The 23,368-nt window shown below is 60.8% G+C and carries 20 protein-coding genes and 1 pseudogene; 7 read left to right on the top strand and 14 right to left on the bottom strand.

What is annotated here, in order from left to right; genetic code table 11:
• Positions 1 to 257: 257 nt before the first annotated feature.
• Positions 258 to 1,010: an SDR family oxidoreductase gene (locus RLEG4DRAFT_RS03885; RefSeq protein WP_003575358.1), complete on the bottom strand. Its 753-nt coding sequence runs from the start codon at positions 1,008 to 1,010 to the stop codon at positions 258 to 260.
• Positions 1,011 to 1,029: 19 nt separating this feature from the next.
• Positions 1,030 to 1,914: an NAD(P)H-binding protein gene (locus RLEG4DRAFT_RS03890; RefSeq protein ID WP_003575360.1), complete on the bottom strand. Its 885-nt coding sequence runs from the start codon at positions 1,912 to 1,914 to the stop codon at positions 1,030 to 1,032.
• Positions 1,915 to 2,054: 140 nt separating this feature from the next.
• Between RLEG4DRAFT_RS03890 and RLEG4DRAFT_RS03895 the strand changes: the two genes are divergently transcribed.
• The gene (locus RLEG4DRAFT_RS03895; protein ID WP_003575362.1) at positions 2,055 to 2,990 is read left to right on the top strand and encodes an AraC family transcriptional regulator; all 936 of its coding nucleotides are present in this window, start codon (positions 2,055 to 2,057) and stop codon (positions 2,988 to 2,990) included.
• Positions 2,991 to 3,548: 558 nt separating this feature from the next.
• Here the strand turns inward: RLEG4DRAFT_RS03895 and RLEG4DRAFT_RS03900 are convergent.
• Positions 3,549 to 3,851, bottom strand: coding sequence for a putative quinol monooxygenase (locus RLEG4DRAFT_RS03900; RefSeq protein WP_003575363.1), 303 nt, complete (start codon positions 3,849 to 3,851; stop codon positions 3,549 to 3,551).
• Positions 3,852 to 3,910: 59 nt separating this feature from the next.
• On the bottom strand, positions 3,911 to 4,927 hold the full coding sequence (locus RLEG4DRAFT_RS03905; protein ID WP_003575365.1) for an NADP-dependent oxidoreductase: 1,017 nt from the start codon (positions 4,925 to 4,927) through the stop codon (positions 3,911 to 3,913).
• An 89-nt stretch (positions 4,928 to 5,016) separates the two neighbouring features.
• Between RLEG4DRAFT_RS03905 and RLEG4DRAFT_RS03910 the strand changes: the two genes are divergently transcribed.
• Positions 5,017 to 5,919, top strand: a complete 903-nt coding sequence (locus tag RLEG4DRAFT_RS03910) for a LysR family transcriptional regulator (protein WP_003575366.1) — start codon at positions 5,017 to 5,019, stop codon at positions 5,917 to 5,919.
• A 392-nt stretch (positions 5,920 to 6,311) separates the two neighbouring features.
• On the opposite strand, the gene RLEG4DRAFT_RS03915 is transcribed toward RLEG4DRAFT_RS03910, so the two are convergent.
• Positions 6,312 to 7,211 carry an AraC family transcriptional regulator gene (locus tag RLEG4DRAFT_RS03915; protein WP_003575368.1) on the bottom strand — a complete coding sequence of 300 codons (900 nt, stop codon included), beginning with the start codon at positions 7,209 to 7,211 and terminating at the stop codon, positions 6,312 to 6,314.
• A 99-nt stretch (positions 7,212 to 7,310) separates the two neighbouring features.
• On the opposite strand from RLEG4DRAFT_RS03915, the gene RLEG4DRAFT_RS03920 reads away from it, so the two are divergent.
• The 3 genes and pseudogenes from RLEG4DRAFT_RS03920 to RLEG4DRAFT_RS42320 all read left to right on the top strand — a co-directional run.
• Complete coding sequence (locus RLEG4DRAFT_RS03920) at positions 7,311 to 8,069, top strand: SDR family oxidoreductase (RefSeq protein ID WP_003575370.1); 759 nt, start codon at positions 7,311 to 7,313, stop codon at positions 8,067 to 8,069.
• Between the two features lie 39 nt (positions 8,070 to 8,108).
• Entirely contained in the window at positions 8,109 to 9,131 is a 1,023-nt protein-coding gene (locus RLEG4DRAFT_RS03925) for an alpha/beta hydrolase family protein (protein WP_003575372.1), read from the top strand.
• An 86-nt stretch (positions 9,132 to 9,217) separates the two neighbouring features.
• Positions 9,218 to 9,449, top strand: a pseudogene (locus RLEG4DRAFT_RS42320) (electron transfer flavoprotein subunit beta/FixA family protein); the annotation flags it as partial.
• 485 nt (positions 9,450 to 9,934) lie between these two features.
• On the opposite strand, the gene RLEG4DRAFT_RS03935 reads toward RLEG4DRAFT_RS42320, so the two are convergent.
• Positions 9,935 to 10,858, bottom strand: a complete 924-nt coding sequence (locus tag RLEG4DRAFT_RS03935) for a LysR family transcriptional regulator (RefSeq protein ID WP_003575374.1) — start codon at positions 10,856 to 10,858, stop codon at positions 9,935 to 9,937.
• A 97-nt stretch (positions 10,859 to 10,955) separates the two neighbouring features.
• Between RLEG4DRAFT_RS03935 and RLEG4DRAFT_RS03940 the strand changes: the two genes are divergently transcribed.
• Positions 10,956 to 12,041, top strand: a complete 1,086-nt coding sequence (locus RLEG4DRAFT_RS03940; protein WP_003575376.1) for an aldo/keto reductase — start codon at positions 10,956 to 10,958, stop codon at positions 12,039 to 12,041.
• Positions 12,042 to 12,405: 364 nt separating this feature from the next.
• Here the strand turns inward: RLEG4DRAFT_RS03940 and RLEG4DRAFT_RS03945 are convergent, their stop codons facing one another.
• The 7 genes from RLEG4DRAFT_RS03945 to RLEG4DRAFT_RS03975 form a co-directional block, all read right to left on the bottom strand.
• Positions 12,406 to 13,614, bottom strand: coding sequence for an MFS transporter (locus RLEG4DRAFT_RS03945; RefSeq protein ID WP_003575378.1), 1,209 nt, complete (start codon positions 13,612 to 13,614; stop codon positions 12,406 to 12,408).
• Between the two features lie 58 nt (positions 13,615 to 13,672).
• Complete coding sequence (locus RLEG4DRAFT_RS03950; protein WP_003575380.1) at positions 13,673 to 14,662, bottom strand: AraC family transcriptional regulator; 990 nt, start codon at positions 14,660 to 14,662, stop codon at positions 13,673 to 13,675.
• Positions 14,663 to 14,812: 150 nt separating this feature from the next.
• Entirely contained in the window at positions 14,813 to 15,994 is a 1,182-nt protein-coding gene (locus tag RLEG4DRAFT_RS03955) for a M20 aminoacylase family protein (protein WP_003575381.1), read from the bottom strand.
• Between the two features lie 74 nt (positions 15,995 to 16,068).
• Positions 16,069 to 16,848, bottom strand: a complete 780-nt coding sequence (locus RLEG4DRAFT_RS03960) for an amino acid ABC transporter ATP-binding protein (protein ID WP_003575383.1) — start codon at positions 16,846 to 16,848, stop codon at positions 16,069 to 16,071.
• Positions 16,845 to 17,801: an amino acid ABC transporter permease gene (locus RLEG4DRAFT_RS03965; protein ID WP_003575385.1), complete on the bottom strand. Its 957-nt coding sequence runs from the start codon at positions 17,799 to 17,801 to the stop codon at positions 16,845 to 16,847. Before RLEG4DRAFT_RS03965 ends, RLEG4DRAFT_RS03960 begins: the two co-directional genes overlap by 4 nt.
• Positions 17,798 to 18,688 carry an ABC transporter substrate-binding protein gene (locus RLEG4DRAFT_RS03970; protein WP_003575387.1) on the bottom strand — a complete coding sequence of 297 codons (891 nt, stop codon included), beginning with the start codon at positions 18,686 to 18,688 and terminating at the stop codon, positions 17,798 to 17,800. The genes RLEG4DRAFT_RS03965 and RLEG4DRAFT_RS03970 overlap by 4 nt, the downstream gene beginning before the upstream one ends.
• 33 nt (positions 18,689 to 18,721) lie before the next feature.
• Complete coding sequence (locus RLEG4DRAFT_RS03975) at positions 18,722 to 19,702, bottom strand: hypothetical protein (protein WP_003575389.1); 981 nt, start codon at positions 19,700 to 19,702, stop codon at positions 18,722 to 18,724.
• 102 nt (positions 19,703 to 19,804) lie between these two features.
• On the opposite strand from RLEG4DRAFT_RS03975, the gene RLEG4DRAFT_RS03980 reads away from it, so the two are divergent.
• Entirely contained in the window at positions 19,805 to 21,133 is a 1,329-nt protein-coding gene (locus RLEG4DRAFT_RS03980) for a PLP-dependent aminotransferase family protein (protein ID WP_003575391.1), read from the top strand.
• A gap of 343 nt (positions 21,134 to 21,476) precedes the next feature.
• Here the strand turns inward: RLEG4DRAFT_RS03980 and RLEG4DRAFT_RS03985 are convergent, their stop codons facing one another.
• The gene (locus RLEG4DRAFT_RS03985; RefSeq protein WP_003575393.1) at positions 21,477 to 23,318 is read right to left on the bottom strand and encodes a type II toxin-antitoxin system HipA family toxin; all 1,842 of its coding nucleotides are present in this window, start codon (positions 23,316 to 23,318) and stop codon (positions 21,477 to 21,479) included.
• Positions 23,319 to 23,368 lie beyond the last annotated feature (50 nt).

Raw genomic sequence — 23,368 nt, forward strand, 5'->3', positions numbered from 1 at the left:
CCTGCCGGAGTCGTACGGTCATAAGCCTGGCTGGTCTCCATAGCCGATTGTTACATATAGGGGCATCACAGTATTCCTTTCTTCCTCAGTTCGTCTTTCGCAGCTTCACTTTTCTCGGCGGCAACGCCGAGTGCCCTCAGCACGACTTGGATTTGGTGAAGTGGACGGCACGGTATTCGATGATTTCGACGTGGTTGCCCCATTAGCACGACGGCTTCCGTGTCGAGATGGCGCGCGCCATATGCGGTGCGTGTAGGTCAAAATCCGTTGAAGATCGCAAACCGTCGCGCGTAGTCGCCGTCCCTTTCGGCAAAGCGTTCTCCCCTGACACGCTCGACGAGGATTTCCCCTTCAGGTGGGTTCGGGTCGGCCAGGAGCTCCATCACTTCGGTGATATAGGCGGCAAGCGGCATGGCGTGTGGATCGCTGAGCTGATGAGGCCCGCTGAGTTCCGTCTGGACATAGGGTGGCGCCAGTTCAAGCACTTCGACCGAAGATCCGCGCAGCTGGACGCGCAAGGACTGTAGCCAGGAATGCAAGAACGCCTTGCTGGCGCAATAGGTCGGGAAGTTGTTGCGTGGAACGAACGCCAGACCTGAAGTCGTCGTGATTATGGTCGCCTGCGGCTTCGCGGCAAGGGCCGGGAGGAGGGCTGCCGACATGTGCAGCACGCCCAGGATATTTGTCTCAATAATGTTGCGTGCGATGGAAAGATCAGAGCCGCCGGGCAGGCTTTCGGGTCGCGAGATACCCGCGTTGTTTATCAGGACATTCAGCTCAGGCATTTTCTCCCGGACCCGTGTCGCGAAGGCGTCGATCGCCTCAGGGTCCTGAACGTTGAGTTGAAAGCCGATCATGCCCGGGTTGGCTGCCGTAATCTCGTCAAGGCGGCTTTGGCGACGGCCGGCGATGATGACCTGGTTGTCGAGCTTGTGAAATGCTTCGGCAAGGCCCCGGCCGATGCCGCTGGTGCCGCCTGTGATGAGGATGGTGTTCCCTGTCATCTGCATGATGTTAGTTCTTTCGTGGTTATCCCAGGAGCGTCGGGCGCAGGACGTCCTGGCACCATTGGCGAAAGCTGGTCGGAGTGGTGTTCTCACTGGTTCTTTCGACGCCGAGATCGAGGCCGCGGTCCTTGGCACTGGCCATGTCGGTCATCCCCTGTGCCATCGCCTCGGAAAACCCGAATTGCAGGAATCGCGCCTTGTAGGCCTCGAAGGTGATTTGCTGGAACCGAACGGGACTGCTCAGAACGTCCGACATGATCTCTGCCATATCGTTGAAGGAAATGTTCTCCGGCCCAAGAACGGCAAGCTCCTCCTGGCCCTGCCAGCTGGGGTCCAGCAGCAACCGGCTCGCCACGGCTGCAATGTCGCGGGTGGCGCAGCTCGGTAATTTCAAATCGCCGGAAATCGGTGAGAAGAACATGCCCTGGTTTTTGATCGACGCGGCCTGCATGAGAAGATTGTCCATGAAGGAGGGCATGGTGAGCGCGCGAAAGTCGACACCGGTGCTGGCGACCAGATCGTCCATCGCCAGCGAGCCGGTGACGTAGCCGGCATTGGCTGCAAGTGGCGTATTTCGTCCGAGTGCAGTGATGCTCACCACGCGTTTTACACGATTGGCTTTCAGGGCGTCTGCGGCCGGTCGGGAGAAATCCACATAGGCGGCCATGACGCTGTCTGCTTTTTCGTCCGCAGGTACCAGCCAGAACACTGTCTTTGCACCACCGAATGCCCGTTTCACGATTTCGGGGTTCGCATGGGAACCCGCTACAACCTCAACCTTGTTCTGAACGTTAGCCGGCAACTTGGTGGGATCGCGGGCAATGACGCGGACCGAAGCGCCTTGTCCGAGAAGGTTTTCGACGACTTGCTGGCCGATCTGGCCCGTAGGGGCGGTGACTACGATCATTGGATGCTCCTCATGCCCTTGCAGGATTGTGTAGATGTTGGTCAACGCTCGTGAACGCCTTGAACAGACAGTTAAGGCATTGATGGTGGACGAGCCATGCTCTATGGTCGGCAATATCGTCGCGATCGTCCGGAACTCTTATGGATCCGCTCTCTGAAGTGCTCAGCCTGCTCAAGCCAGACAGCACCATCTCTTCAGGCTTTGATGCCGCTGGCGAGTGGTCGATCCAGTTCGGCGACCAACACCGTCAGATCAAATGCTATGTGATCGTCACGGGGGGGTGTTGGTTGGCGGTCGACGGCGTCGATGAAGCGGTACGCCTCGAACAGGGCGACTGCTTCGTGCTGCCGCGCGGCCTGCCGTTCCGGCTCGCAAGTGATCTCAGCCTCTCTCCGGTCCCTGCGCCGACGCTCTTTCCCGCAGCGCGTACGGGGGGGATGGTCACCGTCAACGGAGGCGGGAACTTTTCACTTGTCGGTGCGCGTTTCGCTGTTAGCGGCAATAGCGCCGGTATGCTCTTGGAAATGCTACCGCCCATCGTCCACCTCAGAGGGGAAACAGAGCGGGACGCCTTGCGTTGGTCAATCGAACGGATGATGCAGGAGTTACGTTCTCATCGGCCGGGCGGACATCTGATGGCGCAATATCTTTCGCATATGATGCTGCTCCAGGCACTTCGTATTCATCTGTCAGATAGTCATCAACGCACGGGCTGGTTCTATGCTCTGGCCGACAAGAACCTGAGTGGCGCAATTCGCGCGATGCATGCCAACCCGGCGAAAAACTGGACGTTGGCGGAACTGGGTGAGAAAGCCGGAATGTCACGCTCCGTATTCGCTGAGCGCTTCAAGGCAACCGTTGGAGAGACGCCTATCGACTACCTGTCAAGGTGGCGAATGCTTCTGGCCTGCAACCGGTTTGAAAACGGCGATGACCCTGTTTCGGTTGTCGCGCCGGCGCTGGGCTATCAGTCCGAGAGCGCCTTCAGCAAGGCGTTCAAGCGCGTCGTCGGATGCTCACCGCGCCAATATCGGGGTCAGGAAATCCTTTCTTCCGAAACTCGGCCAGCACATTAAGGGCTTGCGGTTGTGGTTGCCTTCTCGTCGGGAAGCCTCCTCACGAGGGTCTCTTTCCCCTCGCCAAATTGCCTCCGATCCAAGGCGTCGCAGGCGCTCACAGCTCTTTGAACCCTTTGACCAACGCGGCGAATAGCGCGCGGCATCTTGCATTGGCGCGCAGATCGTGGTGCATGACAATCCAAAGATCTAGCTCGAGGTCAAACTAATCGGCCAACACGCGGACTATTCCGGCAAGCGTCAGGCGCCAAATCCGCCGATTGACCGCAGTGCTGGCGTCAGGTTCAATTTCGTGGCAACTCCGTTCGAGATGGGCATTCAGCTCGGATCTCTCGGCGAGCTCGGGCTGGGCGGTGCCTATTTTCAATGCCCTTTGTGCAGCTCTCCACACTGATGCCGGACCCAACCGGATCCCACTTCGATAACGGAGAGGCGCCGGTTTGGGGCGCGATGCCCGGCGCGGCTCTCGTTGTGCTGTTCCGCTTCGGGCAAATCCGGGGCCGCAGTTTTTAAGGTTAAGGTGGACGAATATGAGCTACGTGAGGGCGGAGACGCGGATTAGCGCTTGATAAGGTCGCGTTCGTTAAAAGCGTCGTATTTCCGAATGTCGCCCTCCATACGCCCCTGCCATCGGGCGACGAACGCTTGGGTGTCGGGCGCCTCAAGGTGAGCACTGAGCGCGGACTGATCGGACCAACGTTCCGAAATGAGCAATCGTCCGGCCGCAGGGTCGGTCACCGCCACGTCATAGGAGACGTTGCCGGCACGCTGTCGGGTGGCAACCGCAAGAACTTGCAGGGCGCCTAGAAATTCCGCCAGGTCGGCGGGGTCGATGTGCATATATCCAGTTACAATCAGCATGTGCATTTCCTTTGAAGTTGCGCCCGGTCTCTGACGATCGGCTGACCGAGGGCCTGAGATTAGGCGACGCTGAAAACGAGCTTGCCCTGGATACCGCCCTGCAAGGCGCGCTCGTGCGCAGCCGACGCTTTCGACAACGGATAGGTGCTATCGATGACGATACGAATGGTGGCGCTGTCGAGCAATCGACCAGCCTCCGCCAGTTGCGTGCCGTTTGAGCGAACCTGTGTCGATGACACCGTGATCCGGCGCTCGGCAGCCTTATCCCGGCCCGAGAAGCCCAAAGGGTTGACCAGGAAGAGCGCTCCCCCCGGCTTGATGACCGACAGGAAACGCTCCATGTTCGGGCCCCCGACGGTATCGATCACAAGGTCCACATCTTGCGCCACCGCCTCGGCCGCCGCCTTGGTGTAGTCGATAAACTCTGCCGCACCCAGACCACGAAGAAGTGCCTCATGCTTTCCGGATGCAACAGCGATCACCCGTGCACCCTTCCATTTCGCCACCTGAACTGCGAGATGCCCTACGCCGCCGCCTGCGCCATTGACCAGAACCGTCTTGTCCTTGAGCGGGACCGGCGCATGGTGGAATGACTGGAACGGGTTGGGTGCATCATGGCCGAGATCGATTAGAAACTGCCAGGCTGTGAGCAACGACATGGGTGTACCTGCTGCCTGGATGTGATCGATGCCCACAGGCTTCAGGGCAAGCTCAGATGCGGGGACAGAGACATATTCGGCATAGGCGCTGCTGCCCCTCATCAGGTCTTCAGGGAACCGCACCATCGCATAGACGTCGTCGCCGACGCTAAACCCTGAAACACCGTCGCCCACCGAAGCCACAACACCCGAAACATCGGTGCCAAGGATCAGGGGGAAGGTCGGATCAGGCTGCCATTCGGGCGGTAACGCCCGGTAGCCGTCGCGCAGATAAAGGTCAGGTGGATTAATGCCGGCTGCGCGCACGCGGACAAGCACTTCGCCGTTCAAGGCTACAGGCCGGGGCGCATCCTCATACCGCAAGACTTCGGGCCCACCGAATTCGTGCAACCGCACTGCTTTCATCATCTCAGTCATCACAGCCTTCGTTCACTCTGTTTTCGTCACCATTAGATATGACGGAATGAGGGTGTTGATAATGCCTCCCATTTCGCTTTAATAGTGCCATGAAGGAACAAATCATCTTTGAGCGTCTGACCGGCTTGATCGCATTCGCTCGAGCTGGCTCTTTGGGTAGCTTCACAGCTGCGGCCCGTTCTCTGTCCGTCTCGCCTTCGGCAATCAGCAAGAGCGTCCAGCGGCTGGAGGAGCAGCTCGGCGTCTCGCTGTTCACGCGCACGACACGCTCTCTGACACTAACGGCGGAAGGGCGTGACATCCACGGACGCGCACTGCAGCTCCTGCGCGATGCTGAAGAAATTGAGCAGGTGGCAAAGACGGCGCGTGGCGAGCCGGCCGGCACATTGCGCATTGCAGCGTCGTTACCGATCGGCCTTCATGTCATTGCGCCGGCTCTCCCGCAGTTTCGAAAGCGCCATCCGAAAGTCACGATCGACCTCAGATTAAGCGACCACATGGTGGACCTTGTCGAGCAAGGCATCGATATGGCTGTGCGGATCGGCGACCTTGCTGACTCGCGCCTTCTGTCGCGACGACTGTCGGGGCATAGGCTTTGTTGTTATGCTTCCGCCGAGTATCTCGCCCTTCGCGGGACCCCCAAGCATCCGGACGAACTGGCGGCCCACGAAACCGTCAACCTTCGCTATCAAAGCAACGGCCAGATGTTTCGGTGGCCGTTCCAGATCGGAGAGCGGGAAATCGAGATCGTGCCATCCTCCAGCATCATCGTGGATACAAGTGAGGCTGTCATAGCAACGATCGCTGCGGGTGGCGGAATCGGAATGGGCACCAGCTTCATGGCTGCTCCTTGGGTCAAACGCGGGGAGTTGATGCCGGTTCTGTCCGGTTTCGCCGTGGACCGGCACAACATCATGGCAGTTTGGCCGGAGAGCCGCCGCAGCAATCCGGCTGTTCGCGCCTTTCTCGACGCGTTAATCGATCTACTTTAGTCGCGGGCGCGCTAATAACGGACATTCGGCGGCAGGCTCGAATTGGAGATCACCGAGGCATCGCAGTTCGAAGATCGCGCCGATGTGGCCAGTCGAAGCGCTGACGTCGCGTGGTGTCAGACTGGCGATGGACGACTATGGCAACGGTTATTCGCAAATGACTTCGGGCGTTACCCCCTAACAAGGTGAAAATAAGTCGCAGCTTTGGCACCTCACTCGATAACGACCTGTTGCCGAGTTCATCATCGACCACGCCCTGGCTACCCTCAATACAGGCGCGGTGGGCAGATTTTTTTCGATGGTGAGACCGTTGCGGCGTAGATCTGTGTGCGTAAGTGAACATCGCAAGGCTCGCGGAGGGCCGCATCGCCTTGGCTCGTTCCGATGCCGCTTCACGCTGCCGCGCCTTCCCGGGAATAGGCTCCGGGTGGCTTTCCGACATGGCGGGTGAACGCGACGCTGAAGGCGCTCGCTGAGCCGTAACCGACGCGTTGTGCGATCTCGGCCGTTGCGACATCCTTGCGCAGTAGCTCCTTTGCGAGCGCCATGCGCCAGCCGGTGGCATATTCCATCGGGGCAACGCCAACCTCTCGGCGGAACCGCTCGAAGAAGGTCGACCGGGACATGGCGGCAGCCTGCGCCAAAGCCTCTACGGTCATGCCGCGGCCTGGATCCTCGTGGATCCGCCGCAGAGCGGGGGCCAGCAGCGGATCGGCCATGCCTCGCAGCAGGCCGGGCGGGACCACCGCCCCGCCCGCCAAACGTAGGGCCTCAATAAGCAGGACTTCGAGCAGTCGGCGCAGAACCATGTCGCGGGCGGTCCGGTCGGCTCTTGTTTCATCGTTGATCATCCGGACAAGAAGCGTCAGGCGTTCCTCGCCCCTGATGTGGATAACCTCCGGCAGGAGCGAGACGAGCAGTGCCTTGTCATCCGAGCCGAAAGCACAATGACCGACCATCGCCACGATCTCCGCCGGCACATCCGGGTCCCCCAGCCGGAAAGCGCCCGGACTGGTCTCGAGGCGCTTCGCAGTGACCCCGCGAGGCGGTGGTTGCAGGCTGCTCATCGTGAACGAGAAGATCTCCGGAACCAGCACGAAGTCGCCGGCAGTCAGTCGCATTGGCTCACGGCCGGTGATGGTCATCAAACAGTGCCCGTCGACCACGGCACAATAGAAGGGGCTTCCAAGCTCCTTGCGCTCGACGAGCCACCGACCGCCTCCCGTCACCAGCTTGGAGATGGAAGGGCTTGGCTTGAGGAGAGCGACGACTTCGGCAATCGGGTCGGCCATTAATTCGGACTTTTGCTAAAACATTCCGGACAACTGACTATAGCAAGTCCGTCTGATGTCGTCCATCTCTAGGCAAGTCAATCATTCAGGAGACATGACATGCCAAAGATCCTTGTCACCGGTTGCTCTTCCGGCTTCGGCCTCGCAATCGCGCAGACATTCCTTTCAGAGGGGTGGGACGTGGTGGCAACCATGCGCACACCGCAGAGTGACCTGCTCCCCGCAAACGACAGGCTCAAGATTCTGGCGCTGGATGTGACCAGTGCGGAAAGCATCGAGAAAGCCGTCGACAATGCCGGGCCGATCGATGCTCTGGTCAACAATGCGGGCGTCGGCATGCTGAACGTGCTTGAAGGAGCGGAGATGGCGAAGATCCGCGAATTGTTCGAGACGAACGTCTTCGGCGCCATGGCCATGACCAAGGTAGTCCTGCCGCAGATGCGCGAACGCGCCTCGGGCGTGATCGTCAATGTCAGCTCCAGCGTCACCATCAAGCCGCTGCCGGCGCTCTCCGTCTACAGCGCCAGCAAGGCAGCGCTCAATGCCTTTACCGAAAGCCTTGCCCTCGAGGCTGCTCTGTTCGGGATCCGCGCCAAGCTCGTTCTGCCGGGTTCTGCACCCACAACCAGCTTCGGGAAGAATGCCGTCGGGCGCATGGGGATGGATATACCCGAGCCCTACGGCGCCTTTGTTCACGACTATCTGACGTCGCTGCGGTCCGGCACCGAATTCACGACGCCGGAAGACGTGGCTGAAGCCGTCTGGCGTGCTGTCACGGAGCCGGACGCGCCCAAGAAAATTCCGGCTGGTGCCGATGCGCAAACCTGGTTCCGCGAGGCCGGCCATCCTGTCGCGTAAGTGCGACGAACAAGAACCCACACTTTAGGATATTCCGACATGAACAACCTCATCGATCTCGCAAAACGTATTCCGACACCCGAAGCCAGTCTCACGATCGCCTATACGCCGATCCGCCTTCCGATGGACGGACGGCCGCCGCTGGAATTGCGCCTGACTGCCCCGTCAACAGGCGATCGCTTGCCTATCGTGCTGTTGTCGCATGGGTTCGGACCTTCCAATTACATTCCGTCAAAGGATGGCTATGCGCCACTCGCGCAATTCTGGGCAGAACGTGGTTTCGCGGTGATCCAGCCGACCCATGCGAGTTCGCGCGTTGGCGGATTGCCCGCAGATGCACCCGGAGCGCCGTTCTTTTGGCGCGAGCGCGTCGAGGAGATGAAGGCGATCCTCGACCAACTGCCGAAGGTGGAACGCCAGTCGCTGGCGGTTGCCGAACGTTTGGATCACGCGCGGGTCGCTGCCGCCGGTCACTCTTTCGGCGGTCACACGGTTGGGCTGCTGTTGGGCGCGCAGTTGAATGGAGAAGATTTCTCCGATCCCCGGATCTCGGCGGGCATTTTGCTCGCTACTCCCGGACGCGGCGGCATGGACATGACGGAGGAGAGTGCCGCCCGGTTTCCGTTCTTCGACGTCGATTTCTCGACGCTGGCCACGCGCAGCCTCGTCGTCTGCGGCGATGCTGACGATCCTCACTTCACGACGCGCGGGCCCGACTGGCATGCGGATGCCTTTCATGATGCGCCGGGCGCTGACGCGCTGTTGACGCTTCACAGTGCGGGGCACGGACTGGGCGGTATCGCAGGGCTCGACGCCAAGGAGACTGAGATCGAGGCGCCGGACTTGCTGGAAGCGACTAAACGGCTGACGCTGGCCTGGCTTCGGACCGCGATGAGTGTCGAGCCATGTGCATGGGAAAGAGCCTGCGCTGCGATCGAGGGGCCTTCCTCCGCGCTTGCGCATGTCGTCGTCCGGCAGGATAGAATGCAGGTTGAGAATAGGCCGGCAGCTAACCTTTCAACGGCCGATCGTTCACACGACCCGACCGTCGCGTTTAGTTGAGATACGCATTGATCGCCTCCGAATGTTGTTGAAGCGCGTTCCTTTGCCCGGCGTTGCGCTTGGAGCCGATGCCTCCCATGAGGACTTCTGGCGGCCCGTTCGACGAGAATTCGGTCGAGAGACCCTTCGCCCGAAGGAAGCCGGCAAGGCCGAGGAAGTGGTGGTCGTCTCGATCGGTGCGGCCAAGAAAACACTGCGCGCGGCGCTCGCCAAGGGCGCCGACCGTGCCTTCCTCGCCGGTGACCAGGATGCGGTCGAGCCGCTCACTGTGGCAAAGATCCCAAGGGAGTTGGCGACGCCGAAAAGCCGGGGCTTGTCAAGTGGATGGTCTACGAGATGCGCCTCATGGCTGAACGCTACGTCAGCGACGGGTTGATCCCAGAGGCGGGTGACGTTGATCGTTTGACGAAGAAGGGCTGCCAGCATCTGACCGGTAATCGTCGTCGATCGTGCTTGCCGACGATAAAGATCCTTGGCCGGCCGCTGCATTCTTACCGCGAACCGCTCTACGTCGCGGCGCTTTCGCTCGTTGGAACGGCTAGGCACGGATCTCCTCGTTAGATCCCGGGTTTGGTTTTGGAATATGACAAACGCATTTCAAGTGAGGGGGCCGGAGCCATCACAACGTGCGCTCTTCCGCTACGTAGCCGAAACCCCTGATGTTCTGGAAAAGGAAATTGGCGACAACAGGTTTTTTGGCAGGAGACGCGACCGTGGCGGACACTACATTCGCGATTTTCCAGACGGTTCGAGAGCGTTTCGATCAGCCGTCTGGATCGACATACCTCGCCCTGATGCATGGTTTAAAAACTTTGTGTCTCTGGAGGCGGTCTAAGAGATTTGCCGCGAACAAAATCGACGAAGGCACGCAGCGGCGGCGGCATCTGGCGCCGGCTGGGATAATAGAGGTGAAAGCCCGGGAACGGGGGTGTCCAGTCGTCAAGCATGCTGACGAGCCGGCCCGCGACGAGATGTTCCGCCACGTAATAATCGAAGAGATAACCGATGCCGACGCCATCCAGCACGGCCCGCAGCATCAGGTCGTTGTCGGTGGTGATGAGCGGCCCCGAGACGGCCACATCGAGTTTCTCGTCGCCGCGTTCGAATTCCCAGTGATAGAGGCTGCCATCCGTCGGCCAGCGGGAGGCGACGCAAGCGTGGTCGCGCAGATCGCGCGGCGTTTGCGGCATGCCGTGGCGCGCGATGTAGTCGGGCGAGGCGATGACGACGAGCCGCATGTCACCGCCGAGCTTTACGCTTACCATGTCCTTTTCCACCATCTCGCCCAGCCGGATGCCGGCATCGAACCGACCGGCGACGATATCGGAAAGTTTGTCATCAACGATAATGTCGATGACAATATCGGGGTAGGCTGCATTGAAGGGAGCAATCAACGGCGCCAGCGTGTGCGTGATCGCGACCCGAGGTGCGTTGATGCGCAGGGGACCGGCCGGCTTATCGCGAAGCGCCGTAACATCGGCTATCGCCTGGTCGAGATCAGCAAGCGCGGGCAAAAGCCGGGTAAGCAGCCGCTGGCCAGCCTCGCTCGGCGCCACGCTGCGCGTCGTGCGGTTGAGCAGCCGGATACCCATCCGTTCTTCGAGTGTGCGGATCGTCTGGCTGAGCGCGGAGGCCGACATGCCGAGCCGGGCGGCCGCGCGGCCAAAATTGCCGTGTTCGGCAACTGCGGCAAAGGCCCTGAGCTCTGCATAGTCGCTGCCGCGCATTATGTAATCTTTTCTAAAGAAGGCATGCCGATAATGTAGCATTGTTGTCAGTATCGGCAAGGCGCATCTTCTGTCTGCAACACAGGAGATTTATCCCATGTCAGATAAAACAACCAACACACTGTCCCTTGACCGCTATCGTCTCCTCGGCCGTTCCGGCCTGCGCGTCTCGCCGCTTTCGCTCGGCTCCATGACCTTCGGAACCGATTGGGGCTGGGGTGCCGATGAGAAGGAATCGCGCCGCATGTTCGACGCCTATGTCGATCGCGGCGGCAATTTCATCGATACCGCCAACCAGTACACGGGCGGCACCTCGGAAAGACTCGTCGGTCGCTTTGCCGAAGGGCGTCGCGACGAGCTTGTCATCGCCACCAAATATACTATCACCTCGCGCCCGAAGGATCCCAATTCCGGCGGCAATCACCGCCGCAGTATGGTTCGCTCTGTAGAAGACAGCCTGAAGCGACTGAACACCGATTATATCGATCTCTTCTATCTGCACGCCTGGGACTTCACGACCTCGGTCGAGGAGGTCATGAGGGGGATGGACGATCTCGTTCGTGCCGGCAAGATCGTCTATGCCGGCATTTCCGACACGCCGGCCTGGCAGGCGGCGCGCATGCAGACGCTGGCCGACCTGCGCGGCTGGGCGCCCCTAGTAGCACTGCAGATCGAATATAGCCTAATCGAGCGCACGGTTGAGCGTGAACTGATCCCGATGGCGCTTGAACTCGGCCTCGGCGTTATCCCCTGGTCACCGCTCGGGATGGGCGTTTTGACAGGGAAATACAGCCGATCAGATCTTGACATCGGTGCGGGCACAGCAAGTGCGGTCGGCACCCGCAAGAATGTGGCTGCCGGCAACGGTTCGCTGACCGAGCGCAGCCTCGGAATCGCCGATGTCGTGAAGCAGGTTGCTGCCGAAATCGGCAAGACGCCGGCGCAGGTGGCGATCGCCTGGACGCTTACCAACCCTGCCGTGACTTCGCCGATCATGGGTGTGAAGACAATAGCCCAGCTCGAAGACAATCTCGGTGCGCTCGATATCGAATTGTCGGATGAGCATCGCGCCCGGCTCGCCGAGGCCAGCGCCATCGTTCTCGGCTTCCCGCATGATTTCCTCGCCAAGCCACTGACGCGCGGCGTCATGTTCGGCGAAGTGACCGTCGAGCCCCGGCGCTGAGGACAATCGGTCGATGCGGAAAAACGGGGCGATGATCGAAGAATCGAACGCCGCCCGTTCAAATGCATTACATCGCTGCTAAAACTCGAGACAAACATGGCTGCAAACGCACGTGTCCAAATACGGTATAGATGCCGAAGTTCGGGATCAGGCTTCCGCCGTCCTTGAGAACATGGGCCCATCGGTCAAAGCTGAAGGGTGGGAGTCCCTCCTTCTCGCGGACCGCCTCGCGTCCAGATTACCGGCGGTCTTATATCCGGAGCAGAAAGAGCGGCCTCGGCCAGGCATGCGGCGTGCCTGGCCCGTTAATATGGAGAACTCCACAGCACCTTTCGTACGTTTGCAGGTGATGCTCGACCCGGAATCAGCTGCGAGGCTGCAGCAGCGCCAAGACGACCGTCGACGCAGCCAGGGCAGCGGTGAGGGTCAATGGACCAATAGCGCCGTAATGATCGACGATATAACCGCCGAAAACCGCGCCGATACTGATGGCCACCTGAAAGGACACGACCATCAGGCTGCCTGCCGCCTCCAGCGCATCGGGTGCCCCGCGGGAAAGATTGGTCGGCAGCACCACCGGCGCCATGCCAAAAGCGAAGCCCCAAAGTGCAACGAGGGCGAACGCGATGCCGGCATGAGCGCCTGCAAGCACGAGAACGAGCGCCGCAAACGCCATCAGCACCGCGGTGACAGCGAGGGCCACTGCAATACTGGCGTCGGCCATTCGGCCACCGGCAACATTGCCGATCACAGAGGCGATACCAAACCCAAGCAGCGCCAAGGCGATCGATCTGGTGTCAAGGAGCGTCACTTGTTCGAGAAAGGGACGCACATAAACCGAGCCGGCGAAATGCCCCGTCATCAGCAAAAGGATGGCAAGCATCCCAAGTTGAATGCCGCGCCGGCGTGTCAGTCGGAAAACGTCGGCGAGACTGTTGCTGGTGCTTGCCGGCAGTGTTGGCAAGCTGAGTGCCTGCAGGAGCATGGCAATCGCGGCAAGCCCGGCGGTCATCGCCATGGCGCTGCGCCAGCCCAACCAGTCGCTGATCAATGCGCCCATCGATGGTGCCGCTATGGTGGCGAGCGACACGCCAAGGGTGACAATCGACATGCCCCGACCTGTCGCATTGGCGCCGACCAGCCTCGCCACCACGGCAACCGAAAGTGCCCAGAAACCGCTAAGCGCGATGCCCAGCCCAGCCCGGCCCAACAACAACAGCCAAAAATCGGTCGCTAACGCAGCAAGAATATTGGAGCCGACCGCCAGCGCGCTGAGACCGACCAGCACTGCCTTTCGGTTAAGTCTGCCGATGAGAACATTGCTCAACAGCGCCGTCACGGCGCCGACGGAGGCGGTAGCAGTGACGACCTGTCCGGCTGTTCCCTCGCTGATCCCGAGATCGCGGGCCATTGGCGTCAGAAGGCCCGCCGGCAGGAATTCAGCCGATACGAGCGCAAAGCTGGTGGCCGCCATCGAAAGAACGGCAAACCAGGTCGCCGCGGGCCATGCGGATTGATCGGCTGTCTCGAGCTCAATTGTTGCACCCTCGAGCTGTGATGTTGTGTCCGTCATCGAAGCATCTCCTATGTTGGGAGATTTCATAGACGAACTTTCGGGGACGATATGTGTCTTATAATCCGAAATTCATGTCCGTTCGTCCGGAACTTGTGCGGCGCACAAAACCCGGCGAGACGCGGGTGACGCGCTTGAAGGCACGCGCGAAGGATGCCTCAGACTCATAGCCTAACCGGGAAGCAACTTCGGCAACGGACAGGCCGCTTTGTCCCAGCAGCTCGCGAGCAAGTTGCATACGCAGACGGGCAAGATAATGCGCCGCGCCTTCTCCTAAAATAGCGCTGAAGCGCTCGGCGAAAATTGAGCGCGACTGGCCTGCCACGCCGGCGAGGCTTTCGAGCGTCCAGTTTTGCCCCGGGTCTCGGTGCATGGCCGCCAAGACACGACCGATGTGGGGATCGCGGATGGCGGCGAGCCAACCGGTGGTCGACCCTCCGCTGCAATTGACCCAGCAGCGGATAAGCCGGGCAGCAAGCAAATCCGCCATGCGCGACAGGACAGTCGCGCTTCCCATTTGGGGCTGTGTCGCCTCGGCCGACATAGCGGCGAGCAGCGGGGCGACGATCGGATCGTTGCCGGCTACATCGCAGCCCTTGATGATTGGCGGCATCAGAGCGATCAAGGGGTTGAGCGCATGGGCGCCCAAGGCCATGGAGCCGCAGAAGAGAGTGCTGGCCGCACCCGTTCCTTCCCGCACCACTTCGCAGACATTGCTCCCCAACTTTGTTATCTGACAGCTTTCAAGCGAGTCGCCCTCAACATCTGGTGCACTGGCCAATCGATGCGCAATGCCTTGCGGCAGCAGCACCAGATCGCCATTGTTCAACTCCTGCCACCCTTGAGGTTCGGTATGGATCCAGCATGGACCCTGGCTGACAAAATGAAAACGAAGCAGCTGTTGTTGCGGAAACGCGATGCTCCAGGGATGTCTGAGTTCGCAGCGTCCATAGTTGACGCCACTCAAGCGAAAGTCTTGCAGGACTTCGCTAAGGGCATCCATCGGGATATTTGACGGCGTCGACGGTCGAGACGAATGATCAAGCATACCGTTGATCTAGGTATAAACCGTCTGGGATTCAACCAGGTGACCTCGTCAACACGTCTTCGCGTACTGTTTTTTGAAATTTCCAATGTAGTCGCCGCAAACTGCCTCGTCGCCGGCGGGCCTGCGGGCGCAATGCGCTGTCGAGAGAGCCTATTCGTCGAGGTAGCGTTCGGTCAACCGCGCCCACATCGCAGCGCCTGCCGTCAGACTTCCGTCCGCGAAGTCATATTTGGCGCTATGCAGGATCGCCGAGTTGACGCCATTACCGAGACGCAGAAAGGCGCCGGGCTTGTGCTCGAGGAAATGGGAGAAGTCTTCGCTGCCGGGAATGAGGGCGCAGGTCGTCACCTTGTCGGCACCGACCAGTTCCTCGGCAACCTTCCAGGCAAACTCGGTCTCGGCTTCGGAATTCACGACAACGGGATGGCCGCGGACGTAATCGATCTCCGCCTTGGCGCCGAAGCCATCGGCAACGGATTCGGTTAGCTTGCGGATGCGCGCTTCCAGAAGCTCGCGCACCTCGGGATCGAACGAGCGGATGGTCATCAGGAGCTTGGCGTTCTCGGGAATGACGTTCGACGCCTCGCCGCTATGGATCGCGCCCACGGTCACCACGGCCGTCTGCGTCGGGTCGACACTGCGCGACACCACGGTCTGAAGCGCGACGACGAGGTGGCAGACAACGACAACGGGATCGATTGTCAGGTGCGGGCGCGAGGCATGCCCGCCCTTGCCCTTTATCGTAATCTCGGCCGTATCGGCGGCGGCCATCAGCGGGCCGGAGCGCATCAGGAAGGTGCCTTCGGGGGCGCCGGGATGGTTGTGCATGCCGTAGATCACGTCGAACGGGAAACGCTCGAACAGGCCGTCGGCAATCATCGCCGGGGCGCCGCTGACTGCACCTGCCTCTTCGGCCGGCTGGAAGATCAGCGTCACGGTGCCGTAGAAGCGGCGGGTGCGGGCCAGATACTCGGCGGCGCCGAGTAGAATGGTGGTGTGGCCGTCATGGCCGCAGGCATGCATCTTGCCCGGCACTTTGCTGGCATGGTCGAGTCCGCTCTGCTCAGTGATCGGAAGCGCGTCCATATCGGCGCGGATTGCGATGCTCTTCTTGCCGCTGCCTACTGTCATGCGAGCAACGACGCCATGGCCGCCGACATTGCGTGTCACCTCGTAACCCCAGGCCTCCAGCTTTTCGGCGACGAAGCGCGCGGTTTCGGTCTCTTCGAAGGAAAGCTCGGGATTGGCGTGCAGATGGCGGCGGATCGCCGTCAGCTCGGCTTTGGCAGGCTCGAAATCCGAAAGGCTGGCATAGTCGTTTGTCAGGTGCATGGCGGTTCCGGTCTTGCATGGGCTCCCCGCCGCGGCTGCGGCGGGCGGTTGAAGGGGAGGGGGAAGATGCCGCGCTAGATGACGCGCGACAGGAAGCTGCGGGTGCGCGGGTGCTGCGGATTGCCGAGCACATTCTCGGGCTTGCCCTGTTCGATGACCTTGCCGCCGTCCATGAACACGACGCGGTCGGCCGCTTCGCGGGCAAAGCCGATCTCGTGGGTGACGACGATCATTGTCAGGCCCTGATTGGCGAGGTCACGCATGGTGGCGAGCACTTCGCCGACCAGCTCAGGGTCGAGCGCCGAGGTCGGCTCGTCGAAGAGCATCAGCTTCGGCTTGATCGCCAGCGCGCGGGCGATCGCCACGCGCTGTTGCTGGCCGCCGGAAAGCTGGCGGGGGTAGTTATCAGCCTTTGCTGAGAGGCCGACACGTTCGAGCAGGCGCTTGGCATTTTCCGTCGCTTCCTTGCGGCTTTCACCGTGGATGCCGACGGGGGCCTCGATGATGTTTTGCAGCGAAGTCATATGCGGGTAGAGATTGAACTGCTGGAACACCATGCCGATCTTGCGGCGCTGAAGGGCTACGGCGTGATTGGAAAGCTGCACCAGCTTGCCGTTGCGGAAGCTGTAGCCGATCTGCTCGCCATCCACCTCGATCGATCCCTGGTTGATCGCTTCAAGGCGGTTGATACAGCGCAGGAAGGTCGATTTGCCCGAACCCGAAGGCCCCAGGATGACGACGACTTCGCCTGGGGCGACGTCGAGATCGATGCCTTTCAGAACCTCCAGCTGGTCGAAGGATTTGTGCACGTTGCGGGCCCGCACGAGCGGTTCGACGGTCGCGGTCGTGTTCATTGGCTCGCCTCCTGTGTGCCAGCAAGTGCCGGTGCCGGCATGGCGGCTTCCTTTTCGGTATTGGCGCTGCCGGTGCGCCGGTCACCACGGCCGTAATAGCGCTCGATATAGCCCTGGCCGATATTCAGCACCGAGGTGATTAGCAGGTACCAGCTGACAGCGACGAGCAGCATCGGGATGACTTCGAAGGTGCGGTTGTAGATCGACTGGACCGAGTAGAGCAGGTCGGCCATGGCAATGACGCTGACGAGCGAGGTCGCCTTGATCATGCTGATCAGCTGGTTGCCGGTCGGCGGAACGATCGAACGCATCGCCTGCGGGAGGATGATGCGGCGGAGCGCCCTTGCCCGGGTCATGCCGAAGGCTTCAGCGGTCTCGTACTGGCCCCTGTCGACCGACAACAGACCGCCGCGGATGATCTCCGCCATATAGGCGGACTCGTTGAGAGCAAGGCCGGCAATGGCCGCCGTCATCGGGCTGATGACGGAATTGGTGTCCCAACTGATGAAGGTCGGTCCGAAGAAGGGGATGCCGATCGACAGTGTCGGGAAGAGGGTGGAAAGATTGTACCAGAAGATCAGTTGCACCAGCAGCGGCGTGCCGCGGAAGAACCAGATGAACAGCGAGGCAAGCGAGCTTGCGAGACGGTCCTTCGACATGCGGGCGACGGCGAGCAGCAGGCCGATAACGACGCCGATGATCATCGCTACAACGGTGAGGCCAAGCGAGACGTAGAGGCCGCTGATGACGACAGGATCGAAGAAATACTGGGCGACGACGGGCCAGCCGAAATTCTCGTTTCCGGCAACCGACCAGGCGAAGTAGGCGGCAATCACCAGGACGACAATCCAGGCCGCGACACGACCGGCCGGGAAAGGCTTTTGGGCATGCGCCACATCCCGTGCGGCCGCATCGCCGGGTGGCGACGCGGTGTTCATGATATCAATGCTCATTTCGGCAATGTCCCGCCGAGGTTGACGCCCGGCTCCTTGATCATGTTGTTCTCGAGGCCCCACTTCTTCATGATGGCGGCATATGTGCCATTATCCATCAGAAGCTTGACTGCGTCACGCAGCACCGCGCTGAGCGGCGAGCCTTGCGGAACGACGGCGCCCTGGTAGAGCGCTTCGAATCCGTTCTTCTGACCGACGCCGGTGAGCTCCAGCTGGCCTTTGGCCTGCGACACGAAATAGGTGAGCGGCGCCTGGGAGGAGAAGAAGGCATCCGAACGCTTGGAACGGACAGCGAGGATCGAGCTCGGCTGATCGGTGAAGGACTGGACTTCGATCGGATCCTTGCCATCGGTCTTGCACTTCTCGGCCTGGACCTGGATGACCTTTTCTGCCGAGCCGCCAGCCATGACGGCGATACGGTTGCCGCAGGCGGTGTCGAGGGAGGTGATCGCCTTCGGGTTGCCCTTCTGGACCGCGAAAACCACGAATTCCTGGACCCAATCGACGAAGTCGTTGGCCTCTTCACGGCTCTTGAAATCGCCGATGGGGCCGAAGGCGAACTGGTAGCGGCCGGAGTTAATGCCAGTGAGGAGGGCGGGCAGGCCGCCGACCGTCTCATGCTCGATCTTGATGCCGAGGATCTCTCCGAGCGCGTCGGTCAGGTCGGCGCTGGCACCGGTCATCTCGGTGCCGGTGACAATCTCATAGGGAGGGAAGGAACCGTTGTTGACGGAAATCATCTTGCCGGCGGTGCGGATCGCCTCTGGCAACTTGGCCTTCAGTTCCTCGTTGACCGAGAGTTTCGGCAGGCTTGCTTCTTGGGCGAAGGCTGCTCCGGAGAGCATGACGCCGGCCAGCGCAAGAGTGGTCATTTTCTTCATTTGCATGGTCATTCCCCTTTTTGATTGTGCGTTTGGGTCTCAGGCGGCAGCCGCTATCGGCTTGCCGTCAGGATCGAGCGGAAACAGTTCTTCCGGCGTCATCAGCCGCGGCAGGATACCCTGCGCGTGCAGTTCCCCGGCGAAGTCGGCGATCATCTTTCGGTTGGGCGCAAAACCGCTCGCGTTCCAGCTTTGCGGCAGTTCGGCGGCGCATTTCAGCAGTTCGTCGAACATGAAAGGCGTCGTCTCGGCATATTTCCGCCGTTTGGAAAGCCACATGCGCTGCGATTCATCGATCAGGCAGCTGAGCTCCTCGATCACCCAGGGATGTTCGGTGGCGATGGCCGACTTGATGCCGATCAGGTGCATGCCGGGCACATAGCCCACGTCGTCGAAATAGCGACGTTCGGCACCGCGGAAGTCGGATAGCAGCTGTCGGAAAGGCGAGCTGCTGGCGAAATATCCTTCCGGCATGAAGGGTGTGAAGATCGCATCCAGCACACCTTCCTTCAGCAGGTCGACCATCGGCCGTTCGCCGGGGGCCGCTTCGATGCGGCCGGGACGGCCGAAACCGTCGAGGCGGTCGATGACGGGATGCGCGTCGGTCAGGCGGCCGGCGTACCACCGCGCATCCTCGACCTCGACGCCCTCACGGCGGATCGCGGCACGCGTCCAGGTGTTGCCGGAGTCGCGCCAGCCGGTCACGCCGATGCGCTTGCCGGCGAGATCGCCGAGTTCTTGAAGCTTGCTGTCCTTGGTCGTGACGATGCAGCGATGGCGGAAGCCGCGCATGATGAAGTTCGGAATGCCGGTGACGCTTTCGTCGCTGTCGATGCGAAGCTGCGTGTAGCGGCTGAAGGACATTTCCGCGGCATCATATTCGTCGCTCTTGCCAACATGCGAGATCAGCGTGCCCACACGATCGACCTTGATGTCGAGCTTCGGCGACGAGACGTCACCGAGAACCAGCGGGGTCATGTAGTCCCAGTCACGAAGGGCGAGGCGGAGCGTCAATGGCATCGGAATTTCTCATTTAAAAGCTTGTTTTCGAAATGGGTAAATGTTCAAATCAGATTGATCAAATGTTATTACGTTATTGAACATTTAAAAAATGGCGCGAAAATGAGCGAGATTAAGGGCGCAGCCTGGTTTGCTGAAAATTTGAATGATCGTACGATTCGCGGAATCGCGATCCAAACCAGTGCCTTGATCCGGGCCGGAGCCCTGCCTGTGGGTACCAAATTGCCGGCGATCCGCGACCTCGCCTTTGCGCTCGGAATTAGCCCGGCAACCATCTCGGAAGCCTGGAGCGAATTGCGGCGGCAGAAAATCATCAGCGGTCGGGGCCGAAACGGTACCTGGGTGAGCGGCGACCGCTTCATCGCCAAGCCGGAGCGTCTGGCAAGCGTTGGTGATTATGGCGAGGGCGTTCTGGATCTGACGGCAGCAGTGCCGGATGTCCGGCTGCTGCCGAAACTTGGCGAGGCGATGGCCCATGGCGCGAATGCGGAGAATGTGAACAGCTACCAGCGCAGCCGCATTCTGCCGGAGCTCGAAGAAGCTGTCAGGCGCTCTTGGCCATATCAGCCGGAAGCATTCCTTGCGACAAATGGCGGCTACAATGCCGTCTATACGCTGATCCATGCCCTAGTGACGCCGGGCGCTTCGGTCGCAATCGAAATGCCGACGGGCATGCGGCTTCTCGATATTCTCGAAGATCGCGGGGTCCGTATCCTGCCGATCCAGTGCGACGGCGAGGGACCCGTGCCGGCATCGCTGGAGGACGCGATGAAGTACCGGCCGGCCGCCTTCATCTTCCAGCCGCGCGTTCACTCCGTCACCGGTCAAAGCGTCAGTGCCGCGCGGATAAAAAAACTGGGCGCGATCCTCGAAGATAGCGATACGCTGATCGTGGAGGATGACGGGGTGGCCGACATCTCGTCGGCGCAGCGCCACTCGCTCGGCTCACTCTATCGCGACCGTGTCATTCACATCCTGTCCTTCTCGAAGACGCACGGGCCCGACCTCAGGCTCGCCGTATTGTCCGGTTCGCGGGCACTGATCGAGCAGATCCAGTCCTACCGCGCCTTCAGCGCCGGATGGACGAGCCGCATCCTGCAATCGGCCGCGGCCTGGCTGCTGCGCGATCCGGCAACGGACGAGACGCTCTTGCGAGCCCGCGACCTCTACCTCAAACGCCGTGCGGCACTCATCGATGCGCTGGCCGAGCGCGGCGTCGAAGCCGCCCATGGCGGTGGCCTTTGCGCCTGGATCCCAGTGTCCTCGGAACCATTTGCGCTGGTCACGCTCGCAGCGAGGGGCATCGCGGTTCATCCGGGAGCGAAATTCTCGGTTCTGCCGAGCAGCCACCTGCGTGTGGCGACGGCCAATTTGACCGATCGCTGCCAGGAAGTCGCCGACGGCATTGCGCTCGCCGCCGTGCATCGGTGAAGGGGGCGTTATTCGCCGGGGGGCGGCCGGTGGCGAGTTCCATCTTGCGGAATAGTATCATGGGCGAGAACCGATGATCGCGATCCTTAATAGGCGTAACTTTATTAGCGATCCGTCCGCGCCCACCTGCCCAACCGGGCGGTTTAGATCGAAGAAGGCGATCACGCCGCATTGAAAGGCTTTGACGCCGCTGCCTGGCTGAACTGATTTGAAAGATGCGGGCCTGCGCCGAGGCGAGACGCTTTTCCGCCCGCTCATGCAGCCGCCGATCATTCAAATCCTTGAATGCCGGTCCACCGGCGCAATCTGCGACTTCGCGCATCAGAAACTGGAACCGCGACACTTATTCAAAAGTGGCCAAGCGCTCGCGAACAATCTCCCGCATCTGAGACGCCCGTTCCGCGCCGACTGAACCGTCTTTCAGCGGGTCCGGCAAAGCAAGTTCATCTAGCCCGCGCGCAAGCGCCGCCGTCATTTCATCCATAGTGGAATCCGCAGCCGCCGCCGGGATACCCGCCGTCGCCGCAAAACGCCTGAAATCCGCCCTCTTTAACCGTTCGTCCTTGCCGCTGATTTTGAGAGCCATGTGGTCGTTCTGCAGGTTCGGAAACACCCGCGTCGTCACTGCGTCGTAGAGCGGTGCCATGCGGACCGAGCCAAAATCTCCGCGGCCTGGCTCTGCGATCTTCAATACGGCCATATTCTTGAGGTGCATGTCGCCATCCGCGATCAGCCATGCGAACAATGCCCGCCTCAAAACCACTAGCAGGTCAGCGTCGGCGTCCGTGGAAAGCGGGCGCAGCGCGGACGCGATCCGTTCCATGGTGCCCGTGTATTTGTCTTCAGGCCGGACGCCCAGAACGGACGCCATGTCCTCGAGCGCCAGACGGCGGATATCGTCAAGGCTGGTGCGGACATCGAACCGCTCAACCGCAAGCGCATGGGGCATTCCATCCGGCATAGCGACGAGCGCAATGGCTGGGACTATGAACCCGGCCGCCCGGCCAAGTTCCATGGATTGCCATTCGATCGCGGGCAGCGCCTCGAACCCCGATGTTCCGGCGGGTTTGAGAATATGCGTGAATGGTTTGTTCGCGCTGGGCATCAGGGCGCCGTCCGCATCGAGGAACATCGGCGCCTTGATTTGCACGCCTGACAGGCGCGGTGTCGCGCCCGTCGCGAAGATTTTTGCCAGGTTCTGTTCGAACGTGTCCTGGATGTCGCCGCGGCCTGGACCGGCATAGGTCCCTGTGAACAAGTGATTTGCCGTGAAGCCATTCAGCCTTGTCAGCAAAACATCGGCCGGAAGGGTCGGCAGTTCGCTTGCCCGCTCCACAATCGTGATGTTCGACATGTAGCGCTTGCCGGTACGCAGTTCCGCCCGCTCATCGGGGCTGTTCAATACCCTGCTCAGCCAGCCTTCCGGCAGCAGTGATTCAATGAAGGGAGGCAATCTGCCGGGCGCAGTCTGGCGCACGAGCGGGGGGCCGTCCGGATCGGACGCCTTCCATCGCCATTCAAAGCCATCATGCGCCAGGTTGCCGATCGGCGCCCCGTGCCACGCCACGATCAGGTCGAGCGCGGCCTGGTTGGTCACTGCCATGGCGGCCGCCGGCGTCCGTTTGAGGAAACGCTCGGCCGCACTGCCTTCGTCAAGCCAGTCATTGTCGCGGGCAAGCTTGAACACTGCATCGGCTGCGTTCTCCGGACTCCCGTATTCTTCAATCAGCCGCGCAACGATTGCCTCTTTCATGTCGTCGTCGAACGAGGCCGCATGCTCACTGCGAATGCGGAAGGCCTCCAGAAAACGCTGGCGCAGCGAAGATACGTCCACGCGGAACTCGCCCAGGTCGTCGCCGACGGCAGCCTGCGCGACAGAAGGGCGGTCCGGCGCTTTATTCTGAATGATTTCGAGCGTCCTGATGCGCTGCCGCTGCACGCGACGGCCGGTCAGGAACAGGCGACCGTCGCGCATCGGGCCGAGCAGGACAGCGCTGGCAGCCGACAGGTAGGCGTTCGGATAGAGGTATTTGGCGATGCGTACAGCATGGGTCCGTACCGTCTGGTCTATATTATCGTCGGCATCGACGTAGATACCGCGCATGAGATGGACCAATTTCCCGGCCTCCGCTTGGCGGTGACCACGCACTTTATCAATGTTTTCGCCGACCAGATAAAGGGACATGATGTAACTTTCGCGTATTTCAGATACGGGAAAGTTACATCATTTATCTG

The organism is Rhizobium leguminosarum bv. trifolii WSM2297 (assembly GCF_000271845.1).

Coding starts and splice junctions, on each gene's coding strand:
- RLEG4DRAFT_RS03885 (WP_003575358.1), bottom strand. CDS start 1,010: ATGCAGATGACAGGGAACACCATCCTCATCACAGGCGGCACCAGCGGC.
- RLEG4DRAFT_RS03890 (WP_003575360.1), bottom strand. CDS start 1,914: ATGATCGTAGTCACCGCCCCTACGGGCCAGATCGGCCAGCAAGTCGTC.
- RLEG4DRAFT_RS03895 (WP_003575362.1), top strand. CDS start 2,055: ATGGATCCGCTCTCTGAAGTGCTCAGCCTGCTCAAGCCAGACAGCACC.
- RLEG4DRAFT_RS03900 (WP_003575363.1), bottom strand. CDS start 3,851: ATGCTGATTGTAACTGGATATATGCACATCGACCCCGCCGACCTGGCG.
- RLEG4DRAFT_RS03905 (WP_003575365.1), bottom strand. CDS start 4,927: ATGACTGAGATGATGAAAGCAGTGCGGTTGCACGAATTCGGTGGGCCC.
- RLEG4DRAFT_RS03910 (WP_003575366.1), top strand. CDS start 5,017: ATGAAGGAACAAATCATCTTTGAGCGTCTGACCGGCTTGATCGCATTC.
- RLEG4DRAFT_RS03915 (WP_003575368.1), bottom strand. CDS start 7,211: ATGGCCGACCCGATTGCCGAAGTCGTCGCTCTCCTCAAGCCAAGCCCT.
- RLEG4DRAFT_RS03920 (WP_003575370.1), top strand. CDS start 7,311: ATGCCAAAGATCCTTGTCACCGGTTGCTCTTCCGGCTTCGGCCTCGCA.
- RLEG4DRAFT_RS03925 (WP_003575372.1), top strand. CDS start 8,109: ATGAACAACCTCATCGATCTCGCAAAACGTATTCCGACACCCGAAGCC.
- RLEG4DRAFT_RS03935 (WP_003575374.1), bottom strand. CDS start 10,858: ATGCGCGGCAGCGACTATGCAGAGCTCAGGGCCTTTGCCGCAGTTGCC.
- RLEG4DRAFT_RS03940 (WP_003575376.1), top strand. CDS start 10,956: ATGTCAGATAAAACAACCAACACACTGTCCCTTGACCGCTATCGTCTC.
- RLEG4DRAFT_RS03945 (WP_003575378.1), bottom strand. CDS start 13,614: ATGACGGACACAACATCACAGCTCGAGGGTGCAACAATTGAGCTCGAG.
- RLEG4DRAFT_RS03950 (WP_003575380.1), bottom strand. CDS start 14,662: ATGCTTGATCATTCGTCTCGACCGTCGACGCCGTCAAATATCCCGATG.
- RLEG4DRAFT_RS03955 (WP_003575381.1), bottom strand. CDS start 15,994: ATGCACCTGACAAACGACTATGCCAGCCTTTCGGATTTCGAGCCTGCC.
- RLEG4DRAFT_RS03960 (WP_003575383.1), bottom strand. CDS start 16,848: ATGAACACGACCGCGACCGTCGAACCGCTCGTGCGGGCCCGCAACGTG.
- RLEG4DRAFT_RS03965 (WP_003575385.1), bottom strand. CDS start 17,801: ATGAGCATTGATATCATGAACACCGCGTCGCCACCCGGCGATGCGGCC.
- RLEG4DRAFT_RS03970 (WP_003575387.1), bottom strand. CDS start 18,688: ATGCAAATGAAGAAAATGACCACTCTTGCGCTGGCCGGCGTCATGCTC.
- RLEG4DRAFT_RS03975 (WP_003575389.1), bottom strand. CDS start 19,702: ATGCCATTGACGCTCCGCCTCGCCCTTCGTGACTGGGACTACATGACC.
- RLEG4DRAFT_RS03980 (WP_003575391.1), top strand. CDS start 19,805: ATGAGCGAGATTAAGGGCGCAGCCTGGTTTGCTGAAAATTTGAATGAT.
- RLEG4DRAFT_RS03985 (WP_003575393.1), bottom strand. CDS start 23,318: ATGTCCCTTTATCTGGTCGGCGAAAACATTGATAAAGTGCGTGGTCAC.